Source organism: Sphaerochaeta sp. PS (assembly GCF_032144095.1).
GTDB lineage: Bacteria > Spirochaetota > Spirochaetia > Sphaerochaetales > Sphaerochaetaceae > Sphaerochaeta.
This window is the reverse complement of sequence record NZ_JAVSNJ010000017.1, coordinates 33,207-57,394: the sequence shown is the minus strand read 5'-3', so window position 1 is coordinate 57,394 and position 24,188 is coordinate 33,207. Positions and strand designations below refer to the sequence as shown.

The 24,188-nt window shown below is 45.8% G+C and carries 23 protein-coding genes; 10 read left to right on the top strand and 13 right to left on the bottom strand.

Features of this window, described 5'->3' with window-relative positions:
- From ROJ03_RS11775 to ROJ03_RS11740, 8 genes are all read right to left on the bottom strand, one after another.
- Positions 1–380: AAA family ATPase (locus tag ROJ03_RS11775; RefSeq protein ID WP_409530498.1), on the bottom strand; the 380-nt coding region annotated here is incomplete at its 3' end.
- 210 nt (positions 381–590) lie between these two features.
- Positions 591–2,015, bottom strand: coding sequence for a glucuronate isomerase (uxaC, locus tag ROJ03_RS11770; RefSeq protein ID WP_313727256.1), 1,425 nt, complete (start codon positions 2,013–2,015; stop codon positions 591–593).
- A 14-nt stretch (positions 2,016–2,029) separates the two neighbouring features.
- On the bottom strand, positions 2,030–3,313 hold the full coding sequence (locus ROJ03_RS11765) for a TRAP transporter large permease (protein WP_313727255.1): 1,284 nt from the start codon (positions 3,311–3,313) through the stop codon (positions 2,030–2,032).
- A 1-nt stretch (position 3,314) separates the two neighbouring features.
- Positions 3,315–3,830 (bottom strand): TRAP transporter small permease, encoded by a 516-nt coding sequence (locus ROJ03_RS11760; protein ID WP_313727254.1) that lies wholly within the window; start codon positions 3,828–3,830, stop codon positions 3,315–3,317.
- 71 nt (positions 3,831–3,901) lie between these two features.
- A complete protein-coding gene (locus ROJ03_RS11755) occupies positions 3,902–4,888 on the bottom strand; it encodes a C4-dicarboxylate TRAP transporter substrate-binding protein (protein ID WP_313727253.1) in 987 nt (328 codons plus the stop codon).
- Positions 4,889–5,033: 145 nt separating this feature from the next.
- Entirely contained in the window at positions 5,034–5,804 is a 771-nt protein-coding gene (locus ROJ03_RS11750; RefSeq protein WP_313727252.1) for an SDR family oxidoreductase, read from the bottom strand.
- A 10-nt stretch (positions 5,805–5,814) separates the two neighbouring features.
- Positions 5,815–6,480, bottom strand: coding sequence for an RraA family protein (locus ROJ03_RS11745; RefSeq protein ID WP_313727251.1), 666 nt, complete (start codon positions 6,478–6,480; stop codon positions 5,815–5,817).
- Between the two features lies 1 nt (position 6,481).
- Positions 6,482–7,558: a mannonate dehydratase gene (locus ROJ03_RS11740; protein WP_313727250.1), complete on the bottom strand. Its 1,077-nt coding sequence runs from the start codon at positions 7,556–7,558 to the stop codon at positions 6,482–6,484.
- Positions 7,559–7,665: 107 nt separating this feature from the next.
- Between ROJ03_RS11740 and ROJ03_RS11735 the strand changes: the two genes are divergently transcribed.
- The 8 genes from ROJ03_RS11735 (at position 7,666) to ROJ03_RS11700 (ending at position 15,977) form a co-directional block, all read left to right on the top strand.
- Complete coding sequence (locus ROJ03_RS11735) at positions 7,666–8,529, top strand: AraC family transcriptional regulator (protein ID WP_313727249.1); 864 nt, start codon at positions 7,666–7,668, stop codon at positions 8,527–8,529.
- A gap of 396 nt (positions 8,530–8,925) precedes the next feature.
- Positions 8,926–10,188, top strand: a complete 1,263-nt coding sequence (locus ROJ03_RS11730; RefSeq protein ID WP_313727248.1) for an ATP-binding protein — start codon at positions 8,926–8,928, stop codon at positions 10,186–10,188.
- 9 nt (positions 10,189–10,197) lie between these two features.
- Complete coding sequence (locus ROJ03_RS11725) at positions 10,198–10,806, top strand: hypothetical protein (RefSeq protein WP_313727247.1); 609 nt, start codon at positions 10,198–10,200, stop codon at positions 10,804–10,806.
- Positions 10,807–11,018: 212 nt separating this feature from the next.
- Positions 11,019–12,287, top strand: coding sequence for an extracellular solute-binding protein (locus tag ROJ03_RS11720; protein ID WP_313727246.1), 1,269 nt, complete (start codon positions 11,019–11,021; stop codon positions 12,285–12,287).
- 2 nt (positions 12,288–12,289) lie between these two features.
- Positions 12,290–13,162 carry a sugar ABC transporter permease gene (locus ROJ03_RS11715; protein WP_313727245.1) on the top strand — a complete coding sequence of 291 codons (873 nt, stop codon included), beginning with the start codon at positions 12,290–12,292 and terminating at the stop codon, positions 13,160–13,162.
- 8 nt (positions 13,163–13,170) lie between these two features.
- Complete coding sequence (locus tag ROJ03_RS11710; protein ID WP_313727244.1) at positions 13,171–14,022, top strand: carbohydrate ABC transporter permease; 852 nt, start codon at positions 13,171–13,173, stop codon at positions 14,020–14,022.
- A complete protein-coding gene (locus ROJ03_RS11705; RefSeq protein ID WP_313727243.1) occupies positions 14,019–14,912 on the top strand; it encodes an ROK family protein in 894 nt (297 codons plus the stop codon). The genes ROJ03_RS11710 and ROJ03_RS11705 overlap by 4 nt, the downstream gene beginning before the upstream one ends.
- An 18-nt stretch (positions 14,913–14,930) precedes the next feature.
- Positions 14,931–15,977: an SIS domain-containing protein gene (locus ROJ03_RS11700; protein ID WP_313727242.1), complete on the top strand. Its 1,047-nt coding sequence runs from the start codon at positions 14,931–14,933 to the stop codon at positions 15,975–15,977.
- A gap of 249 nt (positions 15,978–16,226) precedes the next feature.
- Here the strand turns inward: ROJ03_RS11700 and ROJ03_RS11695 are convergent, their stop codons facing one another.
- Genes ROJ03_RS11695 through ROJ03_RS11685 form a run of 3 tightly spaced genes read right to left on the bottom strand, consistent with a single transcriptional unit; the run spans position 16,227 to position 19,695 of the window.
- Positions 16,227–17,009, bottom strand: a complete 783-nt coding sequence (locus ROJ03_RS11695; RefSeq protein WP_313727241.1) for an inositol monophosphatase family protein — start codon at positions 17,007–17,009, stop codon at positions 16,227–16,229.
- Between the two features lie 45 nt (positions 17,010–17,054).
- A complete protein-coding gene (locus tag ROJ03_RS11690) occupies positions 17,055–18,176 on the bottom strand; it encodes an ABC transporter ATP-binding protein (RefSeq protein WP_313727240.1) in 1,122 nt (373 codons plus the stop codon).
- 28 nt (positions 18,177–18,204) lie between these two features.
- Positions 18,205–19,695 (bottom strand): iron ABC transporter permease, encoded by a 1,491-nt coding sequence (locus tag ROJ03_RS11685; protein ID WP_313727258.1) that lies wholly within the window; start codon positions 19,693–19,695, stop codon positions 18,205–18,207.
- Here ROJ03_RS11685 and ROJ03_RS11680 point away from each other — a divergent pair.
- Positions 19,610–19,906, top strand: coding sequence for a hypothetical protein (locus tag ROJ03_RS11680; RefSeq protein ID WP_313727259.1), 297 nt, complete (start codon positions 19,610–19,612; stop codon positions 19,904–19,906). The genes ROJ03_RS11685 and ROJ03_RS11680 overlap by 86 nt on opposite strands.
- Positions 19,907–20,130: 224 nt before the next feature.
- On the opposite strand, the gene ROJ03_RS11675 is transcribed toward ROJ03_RS11680, so the two are convergent.
- Entirely contained in the window at positions 20,131–21,303 is a 1,173-nt protein-coding gene (locus tag ROJ03_RS11675; protein WP_313727239.1) for an ABC transporter substrate-binding protein, read from the bottom strand.
- Between the two features lie 527 nt (positions 21,304–21,830).
- Here ROJ03_RS11675 and ROJ03_RS11670 point away from each other — a divergent pair.
- Positions 21,831–22,538, top strand: a complete 708-nt coding sequence (locus ROJ03_RS11670) for a GntR family transcriptional regulator (RefSeq protein WP_313727238.1) — start codon at positions 21,831–21,833, stop codon at positions 22,536–22,538.
- A 139-nt stretch (positions 22,539–22,677) separates the two neighbouring features.
- Here ROJ03_RS11670 and ROJ03_RS11665 read toward each other — a convergent pair whose 3' ends face one another.
- Entirely contained in the window at positions 22,678–24,003 is a 1,326-nt protein-coding gene (locus ROJ03_RS11665) for an enolase C-terminal domain-like protein (protein WP_313727237.1), read from the bottom strand.
- Between the last annotated feature and the right edge of the window lie 185 nt (positions 24,004–24,188).

The window sequence follows — 24,188 nt, the reverse complement described above, 5'->3', positions numbered from 1 at the left end:
TTAATCAACCACTCAGAAGTAAAATTCCCCTTGGAAAGAAGAACTTCAAACCCATAGCTGTAAAAACAATCTTGCTCTAGCAATATCACCTCAAAGTAACTGGTTCTTTCTCGATTACTTGCTATAGTCCGACAATACTTGTTCCCTTGACCTAGGGGGATGCTCCCTTCTTCTACAGCTTGATCCATAAATGACAATGCTTTGATAAAATTTGACTTTCCTGAAGCATTAGTACCAAAAAGGGCAGCAAATTTAAGAATTCCTTTATTACCTGTTTGTTTAACCCTCTCTTGAAATGTTCTACTTTTCCCACTGAACATACTAAATTCTTGCCTAGTGCCAAATGAGAGGTAATTATCAAAAATAAATTGTACAAGCATATCAGGCCTCTTTATCGAAAATTTCGAATATCTCTAGTAAAATATGCCATTACATCTCGATAATTACAAGATAATGAATAATCGAGGAGGATTTTTCGAATACAAATAATCGACGAAGCTGATAATTTTACAATATGCCCACGAACAACAGAGTCTCAAAACTATGTAGAAACACGCTTTTGCCTGTAAGGAAATAATCATTGTATTCCCTTATGAATCAAGCAAGCCCACCCCTCTTCTTTTCTGAAAATACACAACCACATTCTTATAGCAAATATCTTCGACAAGAACCTTCAAGACCTCAATGTCATTCGGATACTCACCCTTTTCGACATATTGGCCAATAAAGTTGCACAGGATTCTCCTAAAATACTCATGCCTTGGATAAGAAAGGAATGATCTACTGTCGGTAAGCATTCCAATGAAATGCCCGAGCACCCCAGTATTAGCCAAAGCAAGCAATTGTTGCTCCATCCCATATTTATGGTCTTGCATCCACCAGGCAGCGCCCAATTGCATTTTTGAAGCAACTTCTGAGCTCTGGTACGTATTTGCCAGGGCTGCCAATACCCAATTGTCCTTCGGATTCAGGCTGAACAAGATCGTCTTGGGAAGCTTCCCCTCTTCTTCCAATGCATTGAAAAACAGACCCAGATCACAGGCGATGGAATAGTCACCAACAGAATCATACCCACAAGCCTCCCCAACAGATCGGACCATTTTCATGTTTTGGTCCCTATTACATCCGATATGCATTTCCATGGCCCAATCCCGTTTTGCATAGCTTTGGGCAAGATAGAGTAGCAGGGTTGAGCGGTATTGATGCACTTCCTTAAATGTGAGGGAAGCCCCAGTTAGTGACTTCTGCATAATAGCTGTCATTAGAGAGTCGGAGATAGGGTCAAAAACCAGTAAGTTGATATCATGGTCACTGGCTATACAACCAGATTTATCAAAAAAATCAATCCGTTTTTCTAGGGCTTCCTTCAAGTGCCCATATGTACAGATGTTTGCCCCTGTCAGGTTCCCCAACTCTTCCAAGGCGACAGAATACGGCTCTGCTTTTTGTATCGCAAGGAATCTGTCAGGCCTGAAAGCTGGTAAGACAGAGCAGGAAACAAACTCATTTTTCAGAAGAGCGTGATAGGAAAGATCAGCGCAAGGATCTTCAGTCGTACAAAGCATCGTTACCTTGGACAGTTCTATCATACTCCGTGGCGAATATGCGCGCTCAGCTATGATAGAATTGGCAAGGGTCCAGACCTTTTGCGCATTAGCCTCTGATAGAGGTTCGTAGATATCGAAATATCTTTGAAGCTCCAGCATGGACCAGTGGTACACTGGATTTCCGATAGCATAGGGAAGACTTCCGGCAAAGGCATAAAATTTTTCATATGGTGAAGCTTCTCCCGTTACAAAATTCTCACTGACACCATGGGCTCTCATGACTCTCCATTTATAATGGTCATGATCGAGCCACAGCGATCCAATGGATGAAAATTGTTTGTCGTCATATATTTCTTTTGCACTCAGATGACAATGATAGTCGACGATCGGAAGGTCCTTGGCAAAAGAGAAAAGCTGGATAGCGGTCTCGCTATCCAACAAAAAATCATCATCCATGAAAGGTTTCACGTGAACCTCCTTCTTTAGAACAACAGATTAGGCAAGAATGTTGTCAACTGAGGAACAAACACCAAGATAATTACTTCAATGATTATCGCAGCAAAAAAAGGTAATGATTCCTTCACATAATCCTGAATACTACAATTGTGAATACCACACACAATATAGACAGCAGTCCCTACAGGTGGGGTCATGATACCCATGGTAACAATAGTCATCATACATATGCCAAAATGCACAGGGTCTATTCCAAGACCTTGCACAACAGGAAGGAATATTGGGGTTAACAACAAGATGTTTACATTACTGTCTACAAGCATTCCAGTGATGAACAAGAAAGAGAGCATTATCAAAACCATTGCCTGAGGGTTGGTCGTCAAGCCAAGAATGAACTTGGACATAATCGTAGGTACATTTCCATAGGTCAGCGCATAACTGAAAATTCCTGAGAATGCAATGATCAGAATGATGGCACCATTGTCGATAATGGAGTTGATTAAAGCCTTCTTAAATTTTTCCCAAGTCAACTCTTTATAGATAAAGATTCCTACGAATAGGGCGTATACTACAGCAAATGCTCCAGCTTCAGAGGGTGTAAAAAAACCAAATCTGATGCCCAAGATGAGAATCAAGGGAAACAGTAGTGCCCATACCGATGATTTAAGGTTATCAAGGATTTCGTTGAAAGAAGCAGGTTTTATATCATCCGTGGGGACTTCAAATCCTCGCTTGCGACTGGTTATGTTAACCGTAATCATTAACACACCGCACATGATCAAACCAGGAATGATTCCAGCGACAAATAGTTTCCCAATAGAAACTTCTCCAACAAAACCATACAAAATCAAGCCAAGGCTTGGCGGAATAGTTGCAGTAATTAGGCTTGAAAGACAGGTAACGGCCGCCGTATACCCCTTGGGGTACCCTAAACGATCCATTTCAGGGCCGAGGACGCGGATTTCCATTCCAGCATCAGCAGTAGCACTGCCAGATATCCCACCCATCAAAGTGGAAAGGATAACATTCACCTGTGCAATGCTTCCATACATCCTACGGGTGAGCAATCGTGACAAGCTCAAGAGGTTTTTTGTAATCCCAGTCTCATTCATAAGGTTTCCTGCAAATAGAAAAAAAGGCACTGCAAGAAAAGTGAAGGACTGTGTCTGGGCAACAACCCTCTGGACAAGGACAGCCCAAGGAATGTCACTGTTCAAAAGGAAATACCCACTTCCAGAAATACCGATTACAAAGGCAATGGGCATGTTGATAACGATCAAAACTATAAACAGTAGGAGTAACAGCCACATCCTAACGCTCCTTCTTAGCTATGTTCTTAAAGGAAATAACATCAAGAACAATAGAATGGATAATTGAAAACACCATTAAAATTGCAGCTACCGGTAGGCTGAGAGTAACAAAAGAATAACTGACAGGAAGTGTTTGAAAAGCCCTGTTCCAATTTTGAATCGCCAAAACAAAGCCATACCGAATGAAGATAAATACCAAAAACAACATTAATACATAACAGATACACTTCAGAATAAATTGGATTTTCGCAGGGAGTTTATCAGTAAGCAAGGCAACACCAACCAAGCTTCCTTTTCGTAACGCTATATCAGCACCTAAAAACGCTAACCATGCAAACGCCAGTTGGGAGACATCGATGGACCACTGAATGGGGATGGAAAACTTTCGGAATAGTGCTGCGGTAAAAACCAACACAATGATGACCATAAATAGGACAGCACTAATGAAAATTTCAATCTGGCAAAATTTTTGGTAAGCATGCTCCAACTTTGTAGCAAAGGTTTTCTTTTCATTCATTGAGAGAGACTCCTAAGATGGCTAATGACAAAAAACCCGTTTTGTCATTAGCCTCGGCACTTCTAGATTTATTATTTTGCAATTTCAGCAAGAATGCTTGTTCTGGCTTTTGAATAGCCCAACTTTTCATAGACAGGTTGTACTGCGTTGAGGAAAGGAGTCTTATCAACTGTACGGATTATCATTCCGGATTTGGCCATCTCAGCTTCATATTCAGCTGTAAGTTCCATAACCAGTCCCTGGTTCTCCTTGCCAACTTCTTTGAAAGTCTTTACAAATACATCTTGAGCTTCTTTGCTCCAAGAATTAAAAACGGAAGAACCCATCACAACACAGCCGATCAGCTGGAAATGCTCAGTCTTGTTGATGTACTTGCTGGTCTCAAAGAGACGGGTAGCGTAGACAGAAGGGGTCTGGGCTTCTACACCATCAATAGCGCCCTGGGATAGAGCAGGATATACTTCAGCCCATTCCATTGGGGTTGCAATAGCACCCATTGCGTTGACTGATTCAGTATAGAGAGGACTACCAATGGTGCGAATCTTCTGGCCTTTAAGGTCAGCAGGAACATTGACTTCTTTGTTCAACACAAAGTTTCTTGCGCCAGAATACCAGTTAGAAGTAACCAATTTGATACCTTGCTTCTCGAATTCCTGTTCCCAGCCCTTATAGGTAGCAGTTTCAACCAGCTTGTTCAAGGCAGAAGCATCATCAAACATAAAGGGCATCTGGATTACACCAAAGTCCTTCACATAGGTCATCAGACGGCCAGGATCGGAGACTGTTAGCACGGGAGCTCCTGCAATTGCCTGTTCCGTAAGGTCATCAGTACCACCAAGGGATGATGAATAATACAGCTCAACCTTGAATAGGCCAGTTGCCTCAAGTCGTTCCTTTGCTTCCTTCAATCCAATAGATTGGGTATCTTTCTCGCCTTGGGTATTTGCAAGCTTGATGAGATAGGGACCAGATTTCGTAGCCTTTTCTCCTCCACCTTGAGCGAACACGCCTGATACGATGACCAACGAACACAAAGCGATCAGCACTAATTTTTTCATCACGTTCTCCTTTTTCCTTTGACTTATTCTGACATAAATATGTAGAACCTATATCAACAGGGTATGATACCTTGACCTGACAATCTTCCTATTTTAGATGGAATAATTCCTGTATATTGACTTCTTGCAATTTCAGAGAAAAAACCTAGAACCCAATGGAAAATCCACCATCGATGATAAGGGTCGTCCCTGTCACAAAATCTGACGCCCTTGAAGCAAGATAGAGAGCTCCAAACCCAATGTCCAAAGGTTCTCCAAATCTGTTCATAGGGGTATGGCCCAATATTTTCTCTTTCCTTGCAGGATCATTATCTGTTACAAGGCGGAACATCGGCGTATCTATAAAACCCGGGGCTATGGCATTGACTTGGATATTCTCACAGGAGACCTCTGCTGCAAGAGCTCTTACTGATGCGGTAAGGGCACCTTTTGCAGCTGTATAGGCCATGACCTTTGTAAGCCCGACAAAAGCGCTCATTGAGGAAAGAAAGATGATCTTCCCACTCTTTCTCTTTCTCATCGCAGGAAGAACAGCTTGGGTCAGGGAAATGGAAGCCAGGTAATGGACATCAAACAACCGCTTGAAATCCTCCATTTCTAAGTCTTCAATACTCTTTTTGCAATGGACCCCAGCATTGTTTACCAGGATATCAATTTCCCCTTGCTCTTTCTGAACCTTTTCAACAAAGCCTGCCACTTCATCATGACGGGTGATATCGAACAGATAGTAGCAACTACCTTCCAACTGTTCGCAAGCTTTTTTCAAATTCTCTTCATTGCTATGGCCAACAAGAATTACCTTTGCCCCGGAGCCATGCAACGTCCGGGCGATGGCAAAGCCGAGGCCGGAACCCCCACCTGTTATCAGGGCAACCTTTCCATCCAAACCAAATGCTTCCTTGATTAATTCATTCATGGTTTTCTCCTTACAGAACTCCAAATTCCTTAAACGCTGCCGTTGCACTCATCCCACCTTCAATAGCCTTTCTCACCACCTTCTCCGTGGAAGCTTTTTTCAAGGCGAGAAGAACAACCTCAGAGGCAACATCCTTGGGTATGATTATAACGCCATCGACATCACCAAATACGATATCCCCATCGTTGATGGTCACTTCCCCAATCTCGATTCTACAGCGGAAGTCCACAACCTGTGTCCTCACCGAAGAGTCCTGGGCATAGCAGCCACAACTGAAAACTGGCCAATTCTGTTCCAGAACCTGCGGGGTATCCCTATGCCATCCATTGACTACCGCTCCTACAGATCCTCTGGTCCTCGCTGTGGCAGTGAGAAGCTCTCCCCAATATGCACAACGTTTTGTCCCCCCAGTCGCAAGGTAGATCTCATTCTCATCCAATTGGTCCAATGCTTCGGTCAACAAGCCAAAGGGTTTTTTCTGCTGTCCATACACATCGATCATCAGCACTGTCATGGCCTTCCCTGCAAGTTTCATTCCATCATTCAAAGGCCTGATATCCTGTGGTAAAAACTGATGATAATATCCCATAGCGTCTAGAATATCACCGACAACAGGTGTGTAGAGTCTCTCTTTCATCAAGGCGAACATTTCTGTTTCTGTCTTCCATGTGTCCATATTACCGTTCCTCCATCTCTAAAGCCTGCAAAACTGCTCGTATATATCCCAACGCATACGCCATACCAGCATGCCAACTGGCACCACAGATCAATTCAGGGGTATGGTCAGGAATAAGCACCCCTTGGAAATTGTTCTGTTTCAAGATCCTCAGGGCCTTGAACATATCGATGTCTCCTTCGTCTATGAATACTTCATCATACACAGGGACTTTTCCCTTTACGTTCCGTGCATGGACATAGCTTATCCTGTTTTGTGAAGCATAGGACTTTAGGGCATCATACAGGTTCCCCTCACTCATCTCCTGAATGCTCCCCATACAGAACTCTAGCTTGTTCGACGGGCTGTCGTACAGGTCAATTACTTTCTGGTAGAGCGAAGGCTGGTACACCAATCTTGGTGTATTTCGGAGACTTGGCATAGGAGGGTCATCAGGATGAAGGGCAAGCTCCACACCAGCTTCTTCAGCAACGGGCAATATTTTCCTCAAGAACCAAGCCAACCTATCCCAGAGCATTTCCGAGGTAATCTCTTCTATGAACTTACCAGGATTTCCCTCGCGATAGGTCATATTCCAAATCTCACCATCTGGGATCGGAGCATCAATGGCAAGGTCGTGTGCATTGAAACAAGCACTGACTGCCCCTCCCCTTGCAACAGTCCGCCTCTGGTGACCCCACACTCCTGCAAAGCTAAAGTTATATCCAAAACTTCGTATCCCAGCAGCTCCAGCATTCCTGATTATCTGCTTAAGGGTATCAATCTGTTCGTATTTCTTGGGTCCATCGAGTAGGATATCGTACCAATCAGCAGGGCTGAAGTTTTCGATGCCATAGATCTCTACACCCTCTTCCTTGGCCATTGCCTGTAAGGTCTGCATACTTTCCAGGCTCCAAATCGGGTCAGATGTTGTGGATAGGCCATAGTTGTTGTTTTCATCCGTTGCGGTAACCACACCTTTTTCTTGAGAATAATAATCGGCAAGATGGATTATTATATGGGAGCAACCCACTTGTTTTGCAAACTTGAAATTATCTCGAGTAAGCATATGTTTGTATAAGCCAAGACCTAGTTTCATATATCGCACCTTTATCTTTTTGGCTAATTTTACCCGAACTGGCACGTACATTCTTCCTTGTAACCAAGGTATTATTGCTGTATATTGATACATAGTAGGAAAGCAATATGATACACGTAGTCAATGCAAACGGGACCATCAACACAGATACAGAAACTCACTACGCGTTCCAGAAACAGATCAACCCAAACATCTACCCCCAAGTCCATGATTTTTATGAGATTTCTTTCATGACACATGGGGATCTACAGTTTATCCTTAAGGGAAAGACCTATTATTTACAAAAGGGCGATATCATTTTTGTAAGGCCAGGAGAAATCCATAAAAAGATCGAAACAGGAAAAAGCGAACATATAAATCTGGCCTTTCCTGCCAAGGCTGTCTCATCGTTATTTGAATATCTCTATTCCGATGGCGTGAAGGAGAAATTTCTTGCAGCAGAGGAACTGCCGGTCATTCACCTGACAAACAATGAGACCAGTTACCTTCGGACGAAACTGGAGCGCCTGGCTCTGTTTAATATCCATGACTACGTGGCCATCAAGTCCTACCTTAGGACCCAGCTGGTGTATATCTTCACCCAGTATCTTATTCCAGCCCTCACCTTTGACTCCAAAATCACCTCACAAGAGAACGTTCCAATCTGGTTTCAGAAAATGATCCAAGACCTGGACAATACTGCCCTAGGCACCATTTCTCTTGACTCCCTTGTAACCCAATCGGGAAAGACAAAAGAGCATGTCTGCAGATGCTTCCAGAAGTACTTACAAACCACTCCCATCGCTTATGTAAACACCCTCAAGATAAACTACGCGGCCAACATGCTCCAACACTCCGATGATGAAATCATAGACATCGCCTACTCCCTAGGGTTCCAGAGCCTGAGCAACTTCTATGCCTTGTTCAAAAAAGAGTTGGGAATGACTCCATTAAAGTTCAGGAAGATTGGCAGTTACTATTTTGCTAAATAAGCCACGAATAAAAATCCATCTATTCAACTGATATCTGACAAATCCAAAATCTGCCAAATACCATCTTCAATTCTCAAAAAAGAAATTTTCCGAGGAGCCTTCAGCTCCATTTCCACACAAGGATAAACAAAAATATGTTTATCTTACATATACTCCTATGAAACTGTCGAATAATGACAGTTTCATGGGATCACGTATACTTAAAAAGCAAAAAGAGAGGCAATTGCAAAATGCTTACTTCACCTACTATCGCTTACAAATAGTGTGTGGTATTGCAGTTTTAAAATAGTTTTCATAGTAGTATTTTTTCTATATATAAACAAAAAAAATGTTTATATTTACAAATTCATGGGAACAAGGTACGCTATAGTTACAAGTATCTAAAAGGGGGGCATCATGCTATCATACTTTTCCATTCATAACTTCAAGTCAATTCTTGACCTAAAACTCGATGTAAGCTATGCAGAGAAAAAAGCTCCCAATAGGTACCAAGACATGGAGATGCTCCCATTCCTTCAAGCAAAGGAAAAGGTTCGGCTTGTCCCTGTCATTGCCCTCTATGGCGCAAACGCCTCAGGAAAATCAAATATCATCCATGCATTTTCAACTTTCAAACAGATTATCGCAAAGGGCCTCACTGCCCAATCATTCAATCCGAATAGACTACACTCCAATTATCCATCAACTTCCTTCGAACTAGAATTTTACCTCGATGAAACTGCATACGTATACTTTCTGGAATATGACAAGCAACAAATACAAAGAGAGAGGCTCACCGTGGAGGGGAAGACGCTCTATGCAATTGAAACCCAAACTCAAGCTTTTGGTACAATTGCCACAAAGGTCTACACCACTGACAAATTGAACGAAGTATATACTGTCGAATGCTTGGATGAGGAAAAAAACCAAAAGAAACCCTTTCTTACCGTCCTTGGCCAAGGTTTCACAGGTCTTTCAGAACATGTCTCTGCGGCCTTCTCCTATATTTCAAGAAACATCGATGTATACACAACCAACCGCCCATCATTTTCTTCCTGTCTCGATATGTTGTCTGCTTCCAAAGACCAGATAAAGCTAAAGGAAGCATTCAATAAGATTGTTTTCATCCTTAAGAAACTCGATATTGATATTGCAAGAATGGAGCATATCAGGGAAACCAATCTTGGCCCACGCTTGGCCTTTTCAACTACCAATTCGAGCCTAGGAACATGTACTAAACAGTCAGACACGATCCATTCCTATCACCTCGATATGCAAGGCAATGAAATTGAGTTCGATTTCAACGAAGAGTCAGAAGGTACAAAAAGGCTCTCCTCTTTGATAGCCATGTTCCTGTTTGCCTTGGAACAAGGCAGTGTTGTAATCATTGACGAACTCGCTCTCTCTTTGCACCCTTTGCTCACCTCAGAACTGGTGAAACTTTTCAAGGACAAGAGGTACAATACAAAAAACTCTCAGATAATCTTTACCACCCATAATACTGACATACTCGACAATGATTTGCTGCGTATATCAGAAATATGCATCATCAACAAAACCCTAAAAAGTGGTTCCACCATGAAGAGAGTCTCTGACTTCAAAGGGGTGCGTAACGTGACGAACTTCAGAAAGCAGTACCTGCATGGAACCTATACAGGCATCCCTTTCCCATACATCTAGGAGCTAGAGATGGAAGAGCGACAGCACGTTCATATGATTATCTGTGAAGGGACTTCAGAGGCTGTCTACCTGCAAGAGCTGAATAGATTTCTCCGTGAAGAAGAAATCCCACTTGTCTACATACCCATATCCAGCAATGGTGGCCAATATTCCAAGGTTGTGAAAACATACAAAACAGCAAGAAAGAACAACCCCCGTACCCCAATCCACATCTGCCTCGATTATGATATTTACTTGCGGAATAACGATGGCAATTGGGCATCCTATGTAAACCGACCTAAAAGCATCCCAGAATTTCTCTTCACCCATATGAATTTCGAAGATTTCCTCACTCTCCATCTTGAAAAAGAACTATCGGAGAAATGGTATTGCCTATGTAAAAGTCGTCAGCATTTTTCTTCACCCATGCACGCTGATACATATGTTCCACTCTTCGCCGAGAACATCATTCCTTTCTACACAAAGGGAGAGATGCCATTCGTTCTGACGATAAAGCACCTCAAAAACCTATTCTCCAATCTCAATGGGGCACATGCTGCATTCCCCTGTGGATTTGCCCAATTATTCCAACAACACCTTAAAGACCTTGCAAGAGCAGATATATTGTTACTTTCCTAGACCTTGCAACCCATTGGAAGGATACATAGTTTGCCGCATTCCCTCCTCCAAGCCATTGATCTTAGCAACCTCTTTTGATGCTACGCTATTCCTATCTATTGGACTTGGTTCACAGAATATATCTTTGACTTATGAGAGGGTCCCATATATAATAAATTTATGTTTATATCAATATTTTTGATGCAAACAAAGATTCCCAAAGGAGAAAAAGCATGAAGAAAACTGTATCTGTTCTGGTTGTCCTGCTACTGGTCATCGGTATTGTTCCCATGTTCGCCGCAGGTGCCAAGGAAGGCACTGATGCGGGGAAAATAAAGCTGCGTTTCCTTGGGATGGCACAAGCAGCATACTCTGAAAAGAACGTAAATGACATGACCGATGATTTCATGAAAGCAAACCCAAACATCACCGTATCAACGGAATTCGTCCCCTATGAAGAGCTGAGAAACAAGACCATGCTCGCATACGGTTCAAACAACCCCTATGATGCAGTACTTGTTGACGACATCTGGTATGCCGAATATGCATCGAAAGGGATGCTCTACGACATAACGGCAAAGGTTCCTGCCAGCTATAAGGAAGGCGTCCTGGCCGGAGCGTGGAATGTGACGACAAAACAAGGGAAAGTATTGGGACTTCCCTGGTTCCTAGACACGATGTATCTCTTCTACAACGCTGACATGCTCAAGAAAGCTGGATACACCAATCCCCCCAAATCGATCGAAGAGATGGTAGATATGGCCAGGACCTTGAAGGCTAAGAAGATTGTTGAATACCCATTCGTATTCAGCCTTGCCCAGGCAGAAGCACTGATCTGCGTCTATGCCAACTTCCTAGAGGCCTTTGGAGGTTCCTTCCAGGATGCCTCCGGCAATTACATCCTCGACACTTCAGGGGTAAAAGCCCTGGAATTCCTTGTCTCCCTCAAGAACGAAGGATTGTTGAATCCAAACTCTCTCGAATATCTTGAAGAGGACGTACGCCGAGTTTTCTCAAGCGGCGATGCAGCCTTTACCTTGAACTGGGCCTATATGTTCGCCCTTGCCACCGATCCTGCTGAAAGCACGATCGCCAAGGAAGCAGTGAAGGTGATGGTCCTGCCAGGGGCAAAGGGAGTCAAGGATTTTGCAGCAATGAGTGGCTCCATGGGGCTGTCGGTATTGAACCAGTCCAAGAACCCTGAAGCTGCCTTGCAGTACATCCTCCATCTTAGCAGCAAGAAGGTACAGGATGCCTATTCAGACTTGCAGCTGCCAGTCTGGACAGCCTCCTATGACGATCCTAAGCTTGCCGTAGGTAGGGAGCAGTTGGTAGAAGCCTCCAAGAAGGCGTTCTCCATCATGAATGTCCGCCCAAGCGAACCCAACTACCAAGAGGCAAGTGCCATCATCCAGCAGTATGTCCAGAGGGCCCTCTATGGGGAGATTACCCCAAAACAGGCTCTCTCTGATGCGGTCAAGAAAGTCAAAGAGATCAAATAACCATGTCCAAGAAAACAGCAAGAAACCAAATCTTGTTGACGGTTCCCATGATCGTAATCATGGGAGCCGTAATTGGCTGGCCACTGATACGCACCATCCTCCTCTCCTTTACCGACGCCCAGCTGATGGACAGCGGCACCAGCGGCTTTGTCGGCCTGGCTAATTTCCGAAATGCAATCACCAATGAAGGCTTCCTCGCTTCCCTCAAGATCTCGGCCATCTTCGCCTTTGTCGTCGTCACTTCGGAGATGATCCTGGGTACAGCCGTTGCCCTTCTGGTAAACGAGCCCTTCAAAGGCCGGAACCTGTTGCGTGCCTTCTTGATCCTGCCCTGGGCTGTGCCCACTGTAGTGAATGCCATCATGTGGCGCCTTATCTACAACCCGGAGTATGGGGCCCTGAACTCACTGCTGACCCAGCTTGGCCTGATAGATTCCTACATAAGCTGGCTTAGCAGTGCCAACATGGCACTGGGGGCGATCATATTCGCCGACGTCTGGAAGAACTTTTCCCTTGTTGCCCTCATAGCCCTGGCCTCGCTACAGACCCTTTCCTCCGCCCAGGTTGATGCGGCCAAGATCGATGGGGCCAATGCGCTGCAGAGATTTGGCTACATCACCCTGCCCCACCTCATCCCCTCCCTCCAGGTTGCCCTGGTGCTACGCATCATCGAAGCCGTCAAGGTGTTTGACATCATCTACATCATGACAAAAGGCGGACCAGCCAACCGGACCCGCAGCGGAAGCATATTTGTGTATCAGGAGGCCTTCACCAACTCACGTATGGGCTCTGGTGCCACCTATGCAGTAATCATGGTCGCCCTGATCATGATCTTCATCCTGTTCTACATGCGCATCATCACGAAAAAACGATAGGAGATGGTATGCGATCCCGAACCAACAAAACAAAGACCATCCTGCTCTACACAGCAGCCATTCTCCTGTTCGTGTACATAATCGCACCCTTCTTGTGGTTGATAATCATGTCTGTCAGCTCTTCTGAGGACCTGACCACCCGACCGCTGCGCTGGATCCCCAAACGCATCAACCTCTCATCCTATGCAGAATTGCTGACCATGGGCATCAACAGCCGTGGGGAGCTCTTCCTCCATGGGCTGCGCAACAGCCTTGTCACCGCACTGCTGGCTGTCGCCATCTCCATGGTGGTCACCATCCCAGCCTCCTGGGTATTTTCCCGCCACCCCGGAAAGAAAAACCTCATCCTCTATGCGGCCATCTTCACCTTCATGCTCCCCCCTGTGGCCTATGCCCTCCCCCTCTATCGGATCTTGTCCCAGATAGGACTGTTGGACAAATCTTTTTCCCTTGCCCTGGTGTACTGCACCATAGTACTCCCCTTCTGTGTATGGCTCATCAAGGAGAACATCGATGCCATACCCTATGAACTGGAAGAGGCCGCCATCATCGATGGTGCAGGCTTGTTCACCCAGATCACCAAGGTTGTGCTCCCCCTACTGCTGCCCTCGCTGGGAACCGTGGCACTGCTCTCCCTGATCATGGCCTGGGACGAATACTTCTATGCAATGCTCTTCACCAACAGCAAGCAAGCCATTACCCTACCCGTCGTAATTGCAAACCTTGCATCCGGTCGTCAGTCAAACTACAACCTGATAGCAGCCGGAGGTGTTCTGGCAAGCCTGCCACCGGTCATCATAGGGTTCCTGTTCCAACGCTCCCTCATCAAGGGTCTGGCGATGGGAGGGGTAAAGGAGTGAACCTCTATGTGGGCTATGATATCGGTGGGACCTCGATCAAAAGTGCCATCATCGACCAAAAGCGCACAATCCTCTATCAGGACTCTGTTGCCACCTATGGCTTACACGATCCCCTGCATACCATCAAGGCCCTGATGGAACAGACCAAAACCTTCATAGCCGAGCGCAAAGGAAGCCTCACAGCCATTGGAATCGGCTGTACAGGCCCTGTGAACAGAAAAACAGGAGCCATCCACAACCCCTATACGTTACCAGGCTACGAAGGGGTCAACATCAAGACGATGATGGAAACCGAATTCGAGGTTCCTGTGATATGTGAAAATGATGCCAATGCAGCACATGTTGGGGAGGCATCCATGATGGACCCTGCAGTCCCCAATTCCATTATGATCACCTTTGGGACAGGCATTGGCGTCTCCGTGCGGCTTGGTGGCAAGCTTTTTCGCCTTCCAGGTCCTTTCCACCCTGAGATTGGGCACATCAGTGTGGGGGTGGGCTCCCCAGACCTTTGCTACTGCAACAAATCCCATTGCTTCGAACATGTGATGTCAGGTAGCGGCATCAACCGGTATGCAATGGACACCTACGGCCAATCACCAGAGGAAGTGCTGAAAAACCCCGATAGCGAGCAGTACCGCAAGTTCCTGGCCCGCATGGTAGATGCAACGACAGAGGCCATCATCACCCTGTCGATCCTGTTTAACCCTGAGGTGGTGTTTATAGGGGGAGGCATGCATCTCTTCATCTGCCGCTATGTTATGGGCCCTGTTCAGGAGCGCTTGGATACCCTCTTGCCTGTATATGGAAAGACAGTCTTGAAAGATTCTCAGATAGGACCTCTTGCTGGATGTTATGGCGCTGCCATGCTAGCAACTGGCCAAAGCGGCTAACACAAAGGAAGTCTCCCTATGCTCAATGTAATCAGTTCGTACTCTCTCCTACTCTCAGACCGTTCGGGCGTTGAAGCGATCCTGCTTGAGATGAGACGCCAGATGGAAGATGCAACAAAAACCCAAGAGACCCAGAAGGAAAGCATCAAAGGCTTTGCCAATGCCATCAGGGCCCACAAGAACATTGTGATGCTGGGGATGGGGGCTTCCCATTGTGTGAACGAGATATTCTCGTTCCAGCTTCGCAAGGTTGGCATTGAGGCCATTGCCGTTACAGCCTCAGAATACCTCTATGACCCATTCCCTCTCGAAGACCGGTTGGTATTGCTGACAAGCCAATCAGGGGAGTCTGTGGAGACCGTCAGGTGCCTCAACCTGCTTACCAAAGCAATCCTCTATGGCATCACCTTGAACGCGGACAGCACCATAGGCAGGAATACACGATCGCTAGTGGCATACGGAGGCAGTGAAAAGGCTTTTGCAGGGACGCGAAGCGTTACCCTATCCCTTGCCCTCATGGCGTATGTCTCAGCTGAACTGGGAGTTGTTTCCTCTGATGCAGTAGCTGCAGCGATCGCGTTCAGGCAAGGGGACAGCACTACCATGCGAAAAGCCGTGGAGCTGCTCTCCAGCAAGAGCCACATCATCGGTACAGGGCGAAGCCTCTATTCCGGTTTGGCACAACTGTTCTGTCTTGGAGGTGAAGAGCTGGGAGGCAGGCCCATTGTCTTCAATGAGACAGGGCAACTGCGACATGGGCCTCTTGAAGTGCTCTCCCATGATTCTGTCTTGGTCATATTCCGCCAAAAGGGCCTTTTGGGGGAGCTGGCAGCAAGCTTTGAGAATATCCACATGAGGAGTGGCTGCCACCTTGTGGTGATAGACTCATCGGGATTGGCACCTTTGAAGGAGGCCCTGACCATCACCTGCCCTCCTGGGGATGATATCGTGGCAGCCCTGGCAGTGATGGAAACCTTCCAGACCCTGATGATCGGCTACGCATGCAATGTAAACAGGATGGCAGGAATCCCCAAATACAGCACGAAGATAACGGTGACCGAATAACGGATGTTGGTAGTATACCATTTGGCCCTTATCTATGTATTACAACCGTAATACCTACCTACAAGAAAAAGGAGAGATACCCCATGCCATGATGGCAGGCCATCTCTCCTTTCTTTGCTGCTTTTAGCAAGTTAAGGACATATCTCTTATTAGTACCCTGAACAACAATTATCAAGAATTATATATCCAATAGAGGATACATCATCGAACTCTTCAACTCACGTAGAGAACTCAAAAGCTTGACTACACCTAAAAACACCCCATGCACCGGCTGTGGATGACACCATTTGAAACAATCCCGATCTTATGGGATTCAAAAGGAGAGACAGTCTCACCTGTAAAGGAACTTACCTTTCCCCCAGCTTCCTCAACAAGCAGCATACCCGCAGCAACATCCCAAGGCTTGACCGAGAATGCTATGTAGGCATCCTGCTGTCCATCGGCGACTTGACAGAAGCCCATGACAGAACACCCATAGGAACGGACCTGTCCAGCCTGCTGTGCAATGCTCTTTGCCCTATGTAGGTTCACGTCCCGATTGTCCAACCCTCCAAGGTCTATGTCAATTCGGGCATGCGACAACACATCAGTGGAGGAAACCTTCATGCGCTTGCCGTTACGAAATGCCCCTGAACCCTTTTCTGTCAAAAACATATCACCAGAAACAGGAAACAACACACCGCCGGCATGCAGAATTCCGTTTTTCATGACTCCAATACTAATCCCAAACTCAGGAAAGAGTCCCCGAAGGAAGTTTTGGGTCCCATCTATTGGGTCAATGATCCAGCATCTATCGTTACCCAGAGAGGGTATTTTGTCCAAGCCCGACTCCTCTGCAAGGATCAGGTCGGAAGAATAGGTTTTTCTGATCTTGTTGACCAAGATACCTTGGACGGTAATGTCCACCTCTGTAAGAAAATCATTTGCATTAGCTTTTGTATAGACTGAAAGATTTTTTCTCTGGCCATATTGTTCTGAAACATAACCAGACACGTCCTGTAGTAGTTGCTCAATATACTGTATTTCTTCCATTCTTTCGACTCTCCGCTTACTTGTGTAGGTTCATGATCTAGGAAATCACGCTTGTTGTGTAATACGTAAACCAGCCTTGTCAAAAGCATGCATTGAACGAAGGGGGACACTGAGGGTGACCCTATCTCCGTTTTCATATTCTTTTGTGGGGGGAGTTACTACATAGAATTGCAACTGGTCCACCACGATACTGATTACCTGTTCAGGACCAGTAGGAAGGACCGCTTTGACAACCCCATCGAAATACCAATTTCCTGGCTTCGGTTCCTGCCCATCATGAGAATGTTTCTGTAAGGCAATGACCTCAGGTCTGAAGCCAATCTTTCGGACACCATCAGGGCCCTGTTTGACTTGATAGAACTGAGCAACTGCTTTCTGCAGTTCATACATCCACGCATTCTTGCCACTGTCACCAAAATCCAGCATATTCATGGGAGGATTGCCTACGAACCTTGCCACGAACTCAGTTGCTGGCTTCTGGTAGATATTCATAGGTTCATCATATTGCTCCAGTTTTCCCTCGTTCATGACTGCTACATGGGTTGCCAGGCTCATCGCCTCCAGCTGGTCATGGGTAACAAACACCACGGTGCTTCCCAGCCTCTCATGTAGAGCCTTTAGCTCTGACCTCATTTCCAGCCGTAGAGCTGCATCAAGGTTTGACAAGGGCTCGTCAAGCAACAGTATTGAAGGTTGCACAGCAAGCATCCTGGCGAGGGCTACACGTTGCTGTTGGCCTCCGCTGAGTTCAGAGGGATACCTTTTCCGATAGGGGCCCATTCTTAGCAGATCGAGCGATTCAGTGATGATCTTGGTACGGTCACTTTTCTGCACATGCTTCATCCGTAGCCCGAACTCCACATTTTCCTCAACGGTCATATGGGGCCATAGTGCATAACTTTGGAATACGAGCCCAAGCTTTCTATTTTCAGGACTCACAAATATCCGTTTCTCCGGCCAGTCAAAATCCTCACCTCCAACGGTGATCCTTCCCTTGTCTGCACGTTCCAGGCCAGAGATCATCCGCAGCGTTGTGGTCTTGCCACACCCTGAAGGACCAAGAAGGCACACAAAACTTCCTGGAGCAAAATCCAGGGAGATATTGTCTACAGCAACCACATCATTGCCATATTTTTTTGTTATATTTTCAAGCTTGATTTCTATCATACAACTCCACCTTATGAGTATTTGGGGTTCAACCACCAATTCCTTGTGCAAGATTGGTCTTCATGAAATGCTGGGAAATGACGGTCAGCAGGAAGGTTATCAGGGCAATGATCAAAATTACCCCATTGGACATCTGCATGAGGGCATTATCGGTATACCTGATCGAGAGCGTCGTAAGCACTTCAAGACCCGGCACAGCGAGCATGATCACCAGACTCAGTTCTTTCATCCCCTGGATAAAGGCTAGCAGTATCCCGCTGAACAGAGATTTCTTCTGGATAGGGATAACGATCCTCCACATCCTCGTCGACCACTTTGCACCAAGGATCATGGCGGCCTCCTCAGGCTCCGTTCCCATTTGGGCCATCGAACTTATGCTGGCTCGGGTAGTCAGGGGAAGGTACATGACACTCATGGCGAGGATCATCAACAGCAGGGTTCCATAGAGGGCAGGAATAGGTCCCCGTCCGGTTGCAAAAAGGACCAGATAGGCTGCGCCGAACCCAATGCCAGGAACGAGATATGGCAGAAACGAAAGGTGTCTGAGGAATTTCCCCAACCTAGCCTGCTGCAGTCTGACCACTGCATATCCCACCAATGTCCCTAAGGTTCCACAGATCAAAGCCCCGATACCTGCAACCTTGACGCTTGTCCATGCAATGGTCAGCAGATGGGGGTCACGCAACAACCCAGGGACAGCTTCACGTATGGTTGTTTCTTTTGCAAACCAAAATTGCAAGGTAAAATTGTCCTTCACAAACCACCCTGGGGTGATCATGAATGTCGAGAGGGCAAGGATTCCCAATGGTACAAATATCACGAAGAATAAAAAGAGGCCCACCAGGATATTCATCGGTATCTGGGCTTTTCCCAAAGCAGAGGGGCGGGACATCTGTCCTTTCCCACTCATGGTAACATACCGTTTGTATTCCCGAAGCACGTAGACATCCATTGCTACGAGAAGGCCTCCGATGAGGAGCATGGCCAAGGCAATTACCGCCATGACCCCAGGTTCCCCCGACTGATGGGTAAAATAGAGAGATGTCGAAAGGGTGTTGAACTTAACAGGCCTGCCTAGTGTATAGGGGGTGCCGAATGTACCGACCGATCGCGCAAATGTAAGCAGGATAGATGACATGATCGCCGGACGCATTACAGGCAAGAGGATGTGCACTGCTGTCTGAAACCTGTTGGCACCGAGCAGCTGGGCAGACTCTTCCATCTGGCTGTCGATCCTCTGGAAGGCATTGCCAAACAAGAGGAAGGACAAAGGGAAAAAATGCATCGTAAGGCAGATGATGATCGGAATCGCTCCATATGCCATATAATTGGGGATAGTGAATCCCATAACTTCCAATATACCGGGAGCCCCTGCCATTTTCCTGTTCTTGAATAGGGTAATCCAGGCAGCAGCATAACTCCATGATGGCAACATGAACGGAACTACAGCCAACGTTGAGAAGACTTTCTTGAATCGAAGATCCGTCCTTGTGAATATCCAGGCAAGGATATATCCCACTATGGTAGTAAAAATAGTGATGGTTGTTGCAATTAGCAGGGTATTCCATAAGGGGGCCAGGAACAGGACCCCCGATACAACTGACGTGAGTGCCCTTTCAAAATATTTTAGAGTAAGGGTCCCTGCTTGCTGGTTGAAGTACTTTGCATCGATGGAATGGACTGTCACCGATTCGGAAAGAAGCATGAAAACTGGGACAGCAATAAGATAGGTCAGCAATACTGCAAGAACAAATCCCAATACCACTGTTGGTTGTAACCTGTTCCTGACCTTATACCACAAGGTGCCATGGAATTTGGAATCTAACTCTGGCATAGAGCCCCCATCTTTTGGTTTTGACTCGTTGAATTTCACAAAAATGTACTCCCTCAATAAGGATTAACCCTACCAAGCACATGGGCATATGCCCATGTGACCTGGTAGTCGCTACTAGACCTACTTCTTCTGTGACATCAACCACATATCAATAAGATCTCTTCGCACTGCAGCAGACTGCTCTGGATCAAAGATGAGCAGGTAATCCAACCATTCTCCCCAAGAGGAGGTGAAGGGATTGTCCTTGCTTGCCATAATTGTCTGGTTAGGAGAGAACCCTCCCACAACGGTGGTCCAAGGAAAACTCCCTTCTTCTGTCAACAAGAACCTAGCCCACAGGCGAGCAGCATTTGGATGAGGGGCTTTAACAGGGATGACCATATAGGTCGGCATGGCAAACCCAACTGCCGGTACTACCTTCTCGTCAAATCCTAGGAAGAGGTTCTGCTCTTTTGCATCACGGAATCTTGTCAAGGTAAAGATACCAATTGGAGGGTCGGTCTGCCCTGGAGAACCAATGGCTTTTGCGACTTCAGTGTCATGTGGCACAGCTATCATGTCATTGGCAAACATCCTGGCCACCCATTCCCATCCGGCATTCTTGTATGATGTCTTCAGTGCCTTCCCATAAAGCTGTTCATAGGCAGCGGCGAATTCGTCACCATGGTCAATTGCAGCTGCAAAGAAATGCCACATGTACGGCTGGATCTGTGGATCGCTGGTAACAAACTTTCCTTTCCACTTCGGTTCAGTAAGTTCCCAAAGATTTTTTATTGGGGAGTGGGAATACACTGAGGAGTTGTAACCGATGATGCAAGGCTGCCAATATACCACCTGAGGATATTGCTCCTTCTCGTCGATATATTGAGCAAGATCTGGTGGTGTCCAGGATACAACCATGTTGTTGGGAATAAACTCAGACATGATTATTCCACCGTCATCCATCCCGAGAATATCTACCTGAACGTTGTCAGCCTGGTATTCACGTCTTAGGCGTTCAATATTTTCCGAGTCATCAAAACGGGGACTTGCGACAGTCTTGATCCCATATTTTTCTTCAAAAACCTTTGCAGCCTGTGGTGCGCGCCCTGATTGCCAGCGAGCCACCAGAGATCCCTCTGCTTGTGCTGCGGCGACTAGCTTGTCATAGTCATACCCTTCTGCCGTCCAATATGGTTCATTGACAAACGCAGGTTTCTTCTCCTCCTGTACGCCTGCTGCCATCAATGGAGACACACTGACCAGACCTAAAACAACGGTAACCAGCATCAAACACAAAACATGTTTTTTCATATAGCCTCCTTGCTCTTTGTCTTAGTATCTAATCATAAAGTCTCATATGTCAAATACATTTTGTATGTTTTTACTCAAACAGAGAAAATCTCCCCAGGTGGATGGTTCAAGAGTTCTGAAATATTCCTTAAGGATTGGTCCAGTCATCCTTCAATCCCCTTAACCATTACTTTAAAGTTTCCTTGGCATGGAAACGCATCTATTGGTCTGATCGCCAGCAGAATAGGAAAAAATGATCCATCTGAGGAATTCACCCATGGGCCCTCATTGGTTGCGTATATGTTTGTACGTACATGCGTGTAGAATGAACATCAAGGACTCACTTTGCACCTATGTAACAATGATATAGATACGTAAATACATACATTTTGTATGGATAGTATTGCTTTTTGGAAATTCCACCCGTATACTTGGCACGTAAAAATTGTCTCGAAAAATAGAATACTATAATGGAAACTATGCTCATGAATTCTAGTACAAGCCAACAGGTTTTAGTGAAAAGCAAGAAAATGCCTTTATATAAGCAAGTGAAAGAAATTCTTCTCATCTGGGTACAGGAGAGTGAAAACGGCACGCTTCTCCCTACTGAAGAGGAACTCTGCAAGAGATTTGGCGTAAGCAGGCAAACAATTCGCCAGGCAATCTCGGGCCTCAGTGAAGAGGGCTTGGTAACTCGCCATCCCGGCCAGGGGACATTCGTTAAGCGGAGCAAGGTCATCCGAGATACCAGATGGGCCCTTGAGGACTTCAACCGTGAAATGCAATCCCATGGTCTGAAACCCGAAACGGTTGTCCTTTCCATACATAGAGAAAAAAGCATGGATTTCGTTTCACGGCAGCTGAAAATAGCACCAGATGCACTGGTAGTTGTCATACAACGGCTACGTTTTGTTGATGGCTGGCCTATGGTTGTGCAGCAATCATATCTGCCGTATGCGCTCTTTGAATCCATTGAATCCAAAAAAGAGGAGCTGGTAACAAGGTCCTTGCACTCCATAATTGAAAAAGACTACCACTATGCTCTTCAGACTGCGGAGAGGACGATAGAAGCCATCCCTGCCCCTTCCCAAGAAGCTGACCTACTTAAGGTTGCACCGGGCAGTCCCGTACTCTACAGTACAAGCATATGGAAAGCGGCTAGCGGCAATATTGTCGAATATGTACTTGAATGGTACCGTGGAGACAAAAGCCAGTTCAAGATTCAACTTGGAAGGAAGAGCCATAGCGAGCCTTGATTAAGGAAAAGACAAACGCGATTCCGATCATGTTGGAAATACAAAGAAAAAGGAGAGATACCCCATGCCATGATGGCATTAAGAGTATCCCCCTCACTAAGAAAAGGGGCTGTCATGGTCTCCCACAACAGCCTTAAGATTAGCGTACCAATGCAGGTTTTTTAGGATCGAACTTCCAGCCATCAATAAGGAATTGCATGCCCGCAGAGTCATCTCTGGCCCCAAGGCAGTGCTCTTTATACACTGCATTGGCACCCTTGACTTGTTCAATATCAACATCAATGCCAAGACCTGGTTTATTTGGAATCTTTATCGTTCCATCTTCAATTTTCATGGGTTCAATTGTGAGCCTTTCGATACCTTCCTGCCAGATCCAATGTGTATCGATAGCTGTCGGGTTACCTGGGACGGCAGCACCAACTTGAGCGATCATAGCAAGGGAGATGTCAAAGTGGTTGTTGGAATGGGAACCCCACGTAAGACCGAATTCATCACACATCTGCCCAACTCGTACAGCTCCGCTCATAGTCCAGAAGTGGCAATCGGCAAGAGGGATATCGACACTTTGCAACTCCAATGAATGAGCAAACTGACGCCAGTCAGTTGCAATCATATTGGTCGCTGTGGGAAGGCCCGTGGCACGACGAAACTCTGAGAGGATCTCCCGTCCGCTATATCCATTCTCCGCCCCACAAGGATCTTCACAGTATGAAAGGATACCATGCATATCCTTACAGATTGAAATGGCTTCCTTGAGTGACCAACCTCCATTAGGATCGAGTGTCATTCGTGCATCAGGATAGGCCTTCTTCAAAGCTCTGATGACCTTCATCTCATCTTTGCCTTGCAAGACACCACCTTTGAGTTTGAAATCCTTAAAGCCGTACAGTTCTTCGCTAGAACGGGCAAGTTCCACCACAGCCTCAGAATCTAGTGCTTCTTCATGACGAAGCCTGTACCAGTCATTGGAGTTAGTTACATCAGAATAATACGGGAGTGTGGTCTTCTTCCTGTCTCCGACGAAGAAGAGATACCCAAGCACAGCCACCCTGTCTCTAATCTGACCATCTCCGAGCAATGAAGCAACAGGTACTTCCAGATATTTACCCAACAGGTCAAGCAGCGGTGCCTCAATGGCAGTAACCACATGGATCCCTGTTCTCAAGTCAAAGGTCTGCAGACCTCGTACATCTGCCTCATCATTACCAAGAGCAGATTTAACTTTCAAAAGGGTCTGTTTATACTCACTGAGCTTAGTTCCCAAGACCACTGTTTTCATTGCATTGAGAGCATTGGTTATCTTCTCGCCACCGGGGACTTCTCCGACTCCAGTATTGCCCTGACTATCAGTTAAGACGACAATATTACGGGTAAAATACGGAGCATGAGCCCCACTGAGATTGAGCAACATACTGTCTTTTCCTGCTACTGGGTACACATCCATCTTTTGGATATACGGTATCATACAAAATTCCTCCTGCTGTGCTTTTCGTGGTCTTCTATTGTACTTAGTGAAATATACATATCTTACTATTGGTATTATAAATATTATATCTGAATCTAATATTTGTCAATTTTTATTAGAAAGTTTTAAATATTACATCAAATTTTATAATTCCAATATAAATCACTTGGAACTAACAATTTCAT

Excerpts from the sequence above, each read along its gene's own strand:
- ROJ03_RS11765 (WP_313727255.1), bottom strand. The coding sequence starts at position 3,313 with ATGTGGCTGTTACTCCTACTGTTTATAGTTTTGATCGTTATCAACATG.
- ROJ03_RS11760 (WP_313727254.1), bottom strand. The coding sequence starts at position 3,830 with ATGAATGAAAAGAAAACCTTTGCTACAAAGTTGGAGCATGCTTACCAA.
- ROJ03_RS11755 (WP_313727253.1), bottom strand. The coding sequence starts at position 4,888 with ATGAAAAAATTAGTGCTGATCGCTTTGTGTTCGTTGGTCATCGTATCA.
- ROJ03_RS11750 (WP_313727252.1), bottom strand. The coding sequence starts at position 5,804 with ATGAATGAATTAATCAAGGAAGCATTTGGTTTGGATGGAAAGGTTGCC.
- ROJ03_RS11745 (WP_313727251.1), bottom strand. The coding sequence starts at position 6,480 with ATGGACACATGGAAGACAGAAACAGAAATGTTCGCCTTGATGAAAGAG.
- ROJ03_RS11740 (WP_313727250.1), bottom strand. The coding sequence starts at position 7,558 with ATGAAACTAGGTCTTGGCTTATACAAACATATGCTTACTCGAGATAAT.
- ROJ03_RS11735 (WP_313727249.1), top strand. The coding sequence starts at position 7,666 with ATGATACACGTAGTCAATGCAAACGGGACCATCAACACAGATACAGAA.
- ROJ03_RS11730 (WP_313727248.1), top strand. The coding sequence starts at position 8,926 with ATGCTATCATACTTTTCCATTCATAACTTCAAGTCAATTCTTGACCTA.
- ROJ03_RS11725 (WP_313727247.1), top strand. The coding sequence starts at position 10,198 with ATGGAAGAGCGACAGCACGTTCATATGATTATCTGTGAAGGGACTTCA.
- ROJ03_RS11720 (WP_313727246.1), top strand. The coding sequence starts at position 11,019 with ATGAAGAAAACTGTATCTGTTCTGGTTGTCCTGCTACTGGTCATCGGT.
- ROJ03_RS11715 (WP_313727245.1), top strand. The coding sequence starts at position 12,290 with ATGTCCAAGAAAACAGCAAGAAACCAAATCTTGTTGACGGTTCCCATG.
- ROJ03_RS11710 (WP_313727244.1), top strand. The coding sequence starts at position 13,171 with ATGCGATCCCGAACCAACAAAACAAAGACCATCCTGCTCTACACAGCA.
- ROJ03_RS11700 (WP_313727242.1), top strand. The coding sequence starts at position 14,931 with ATGCTCAATGTAATCAGTTCGTACTCTCTCCTACTCTCAGACCGTTCG.
- ROJ03_RS11695 (WP_313727241.1), bottom strand. The coding sequence starts at position 17,009 with ATGGAAGAAATACAGTATATTGAGCAACTACTACAGGACGTGTCTGGT.
- ROJ03_RS11690 (WP_313727240.1), bottom strand. The coding sequence starts at position 18,176 with ATGATAGAAATCAAGCTTGAAAATATAACAAAAAAATATGGCAATGAT.
- ROJ03_RS11680 (WP_313727259.1), top strand. The coding sequence starts at position 19,610 with ATGAACGGAACTACAGCCAACGTTGAGAAGACTTTCTTGAATCGAAGA.
- ROJ03_RS11675 (WP_313727239.1), bottom strand. The coding sequence starts at position 21,303 with ATGAAAAAACATGTTTTGTGTTTGATGCTGGTTACCGTTGTTTTAGGT.
- ROJ03_RS11665 (WP_313727237.1), bottom strand. The coding sequence starts at position 24,003 with ATGATACCGTATATCCAAAAGATGGATGTGTACCCAGTAGCAGGAAAA.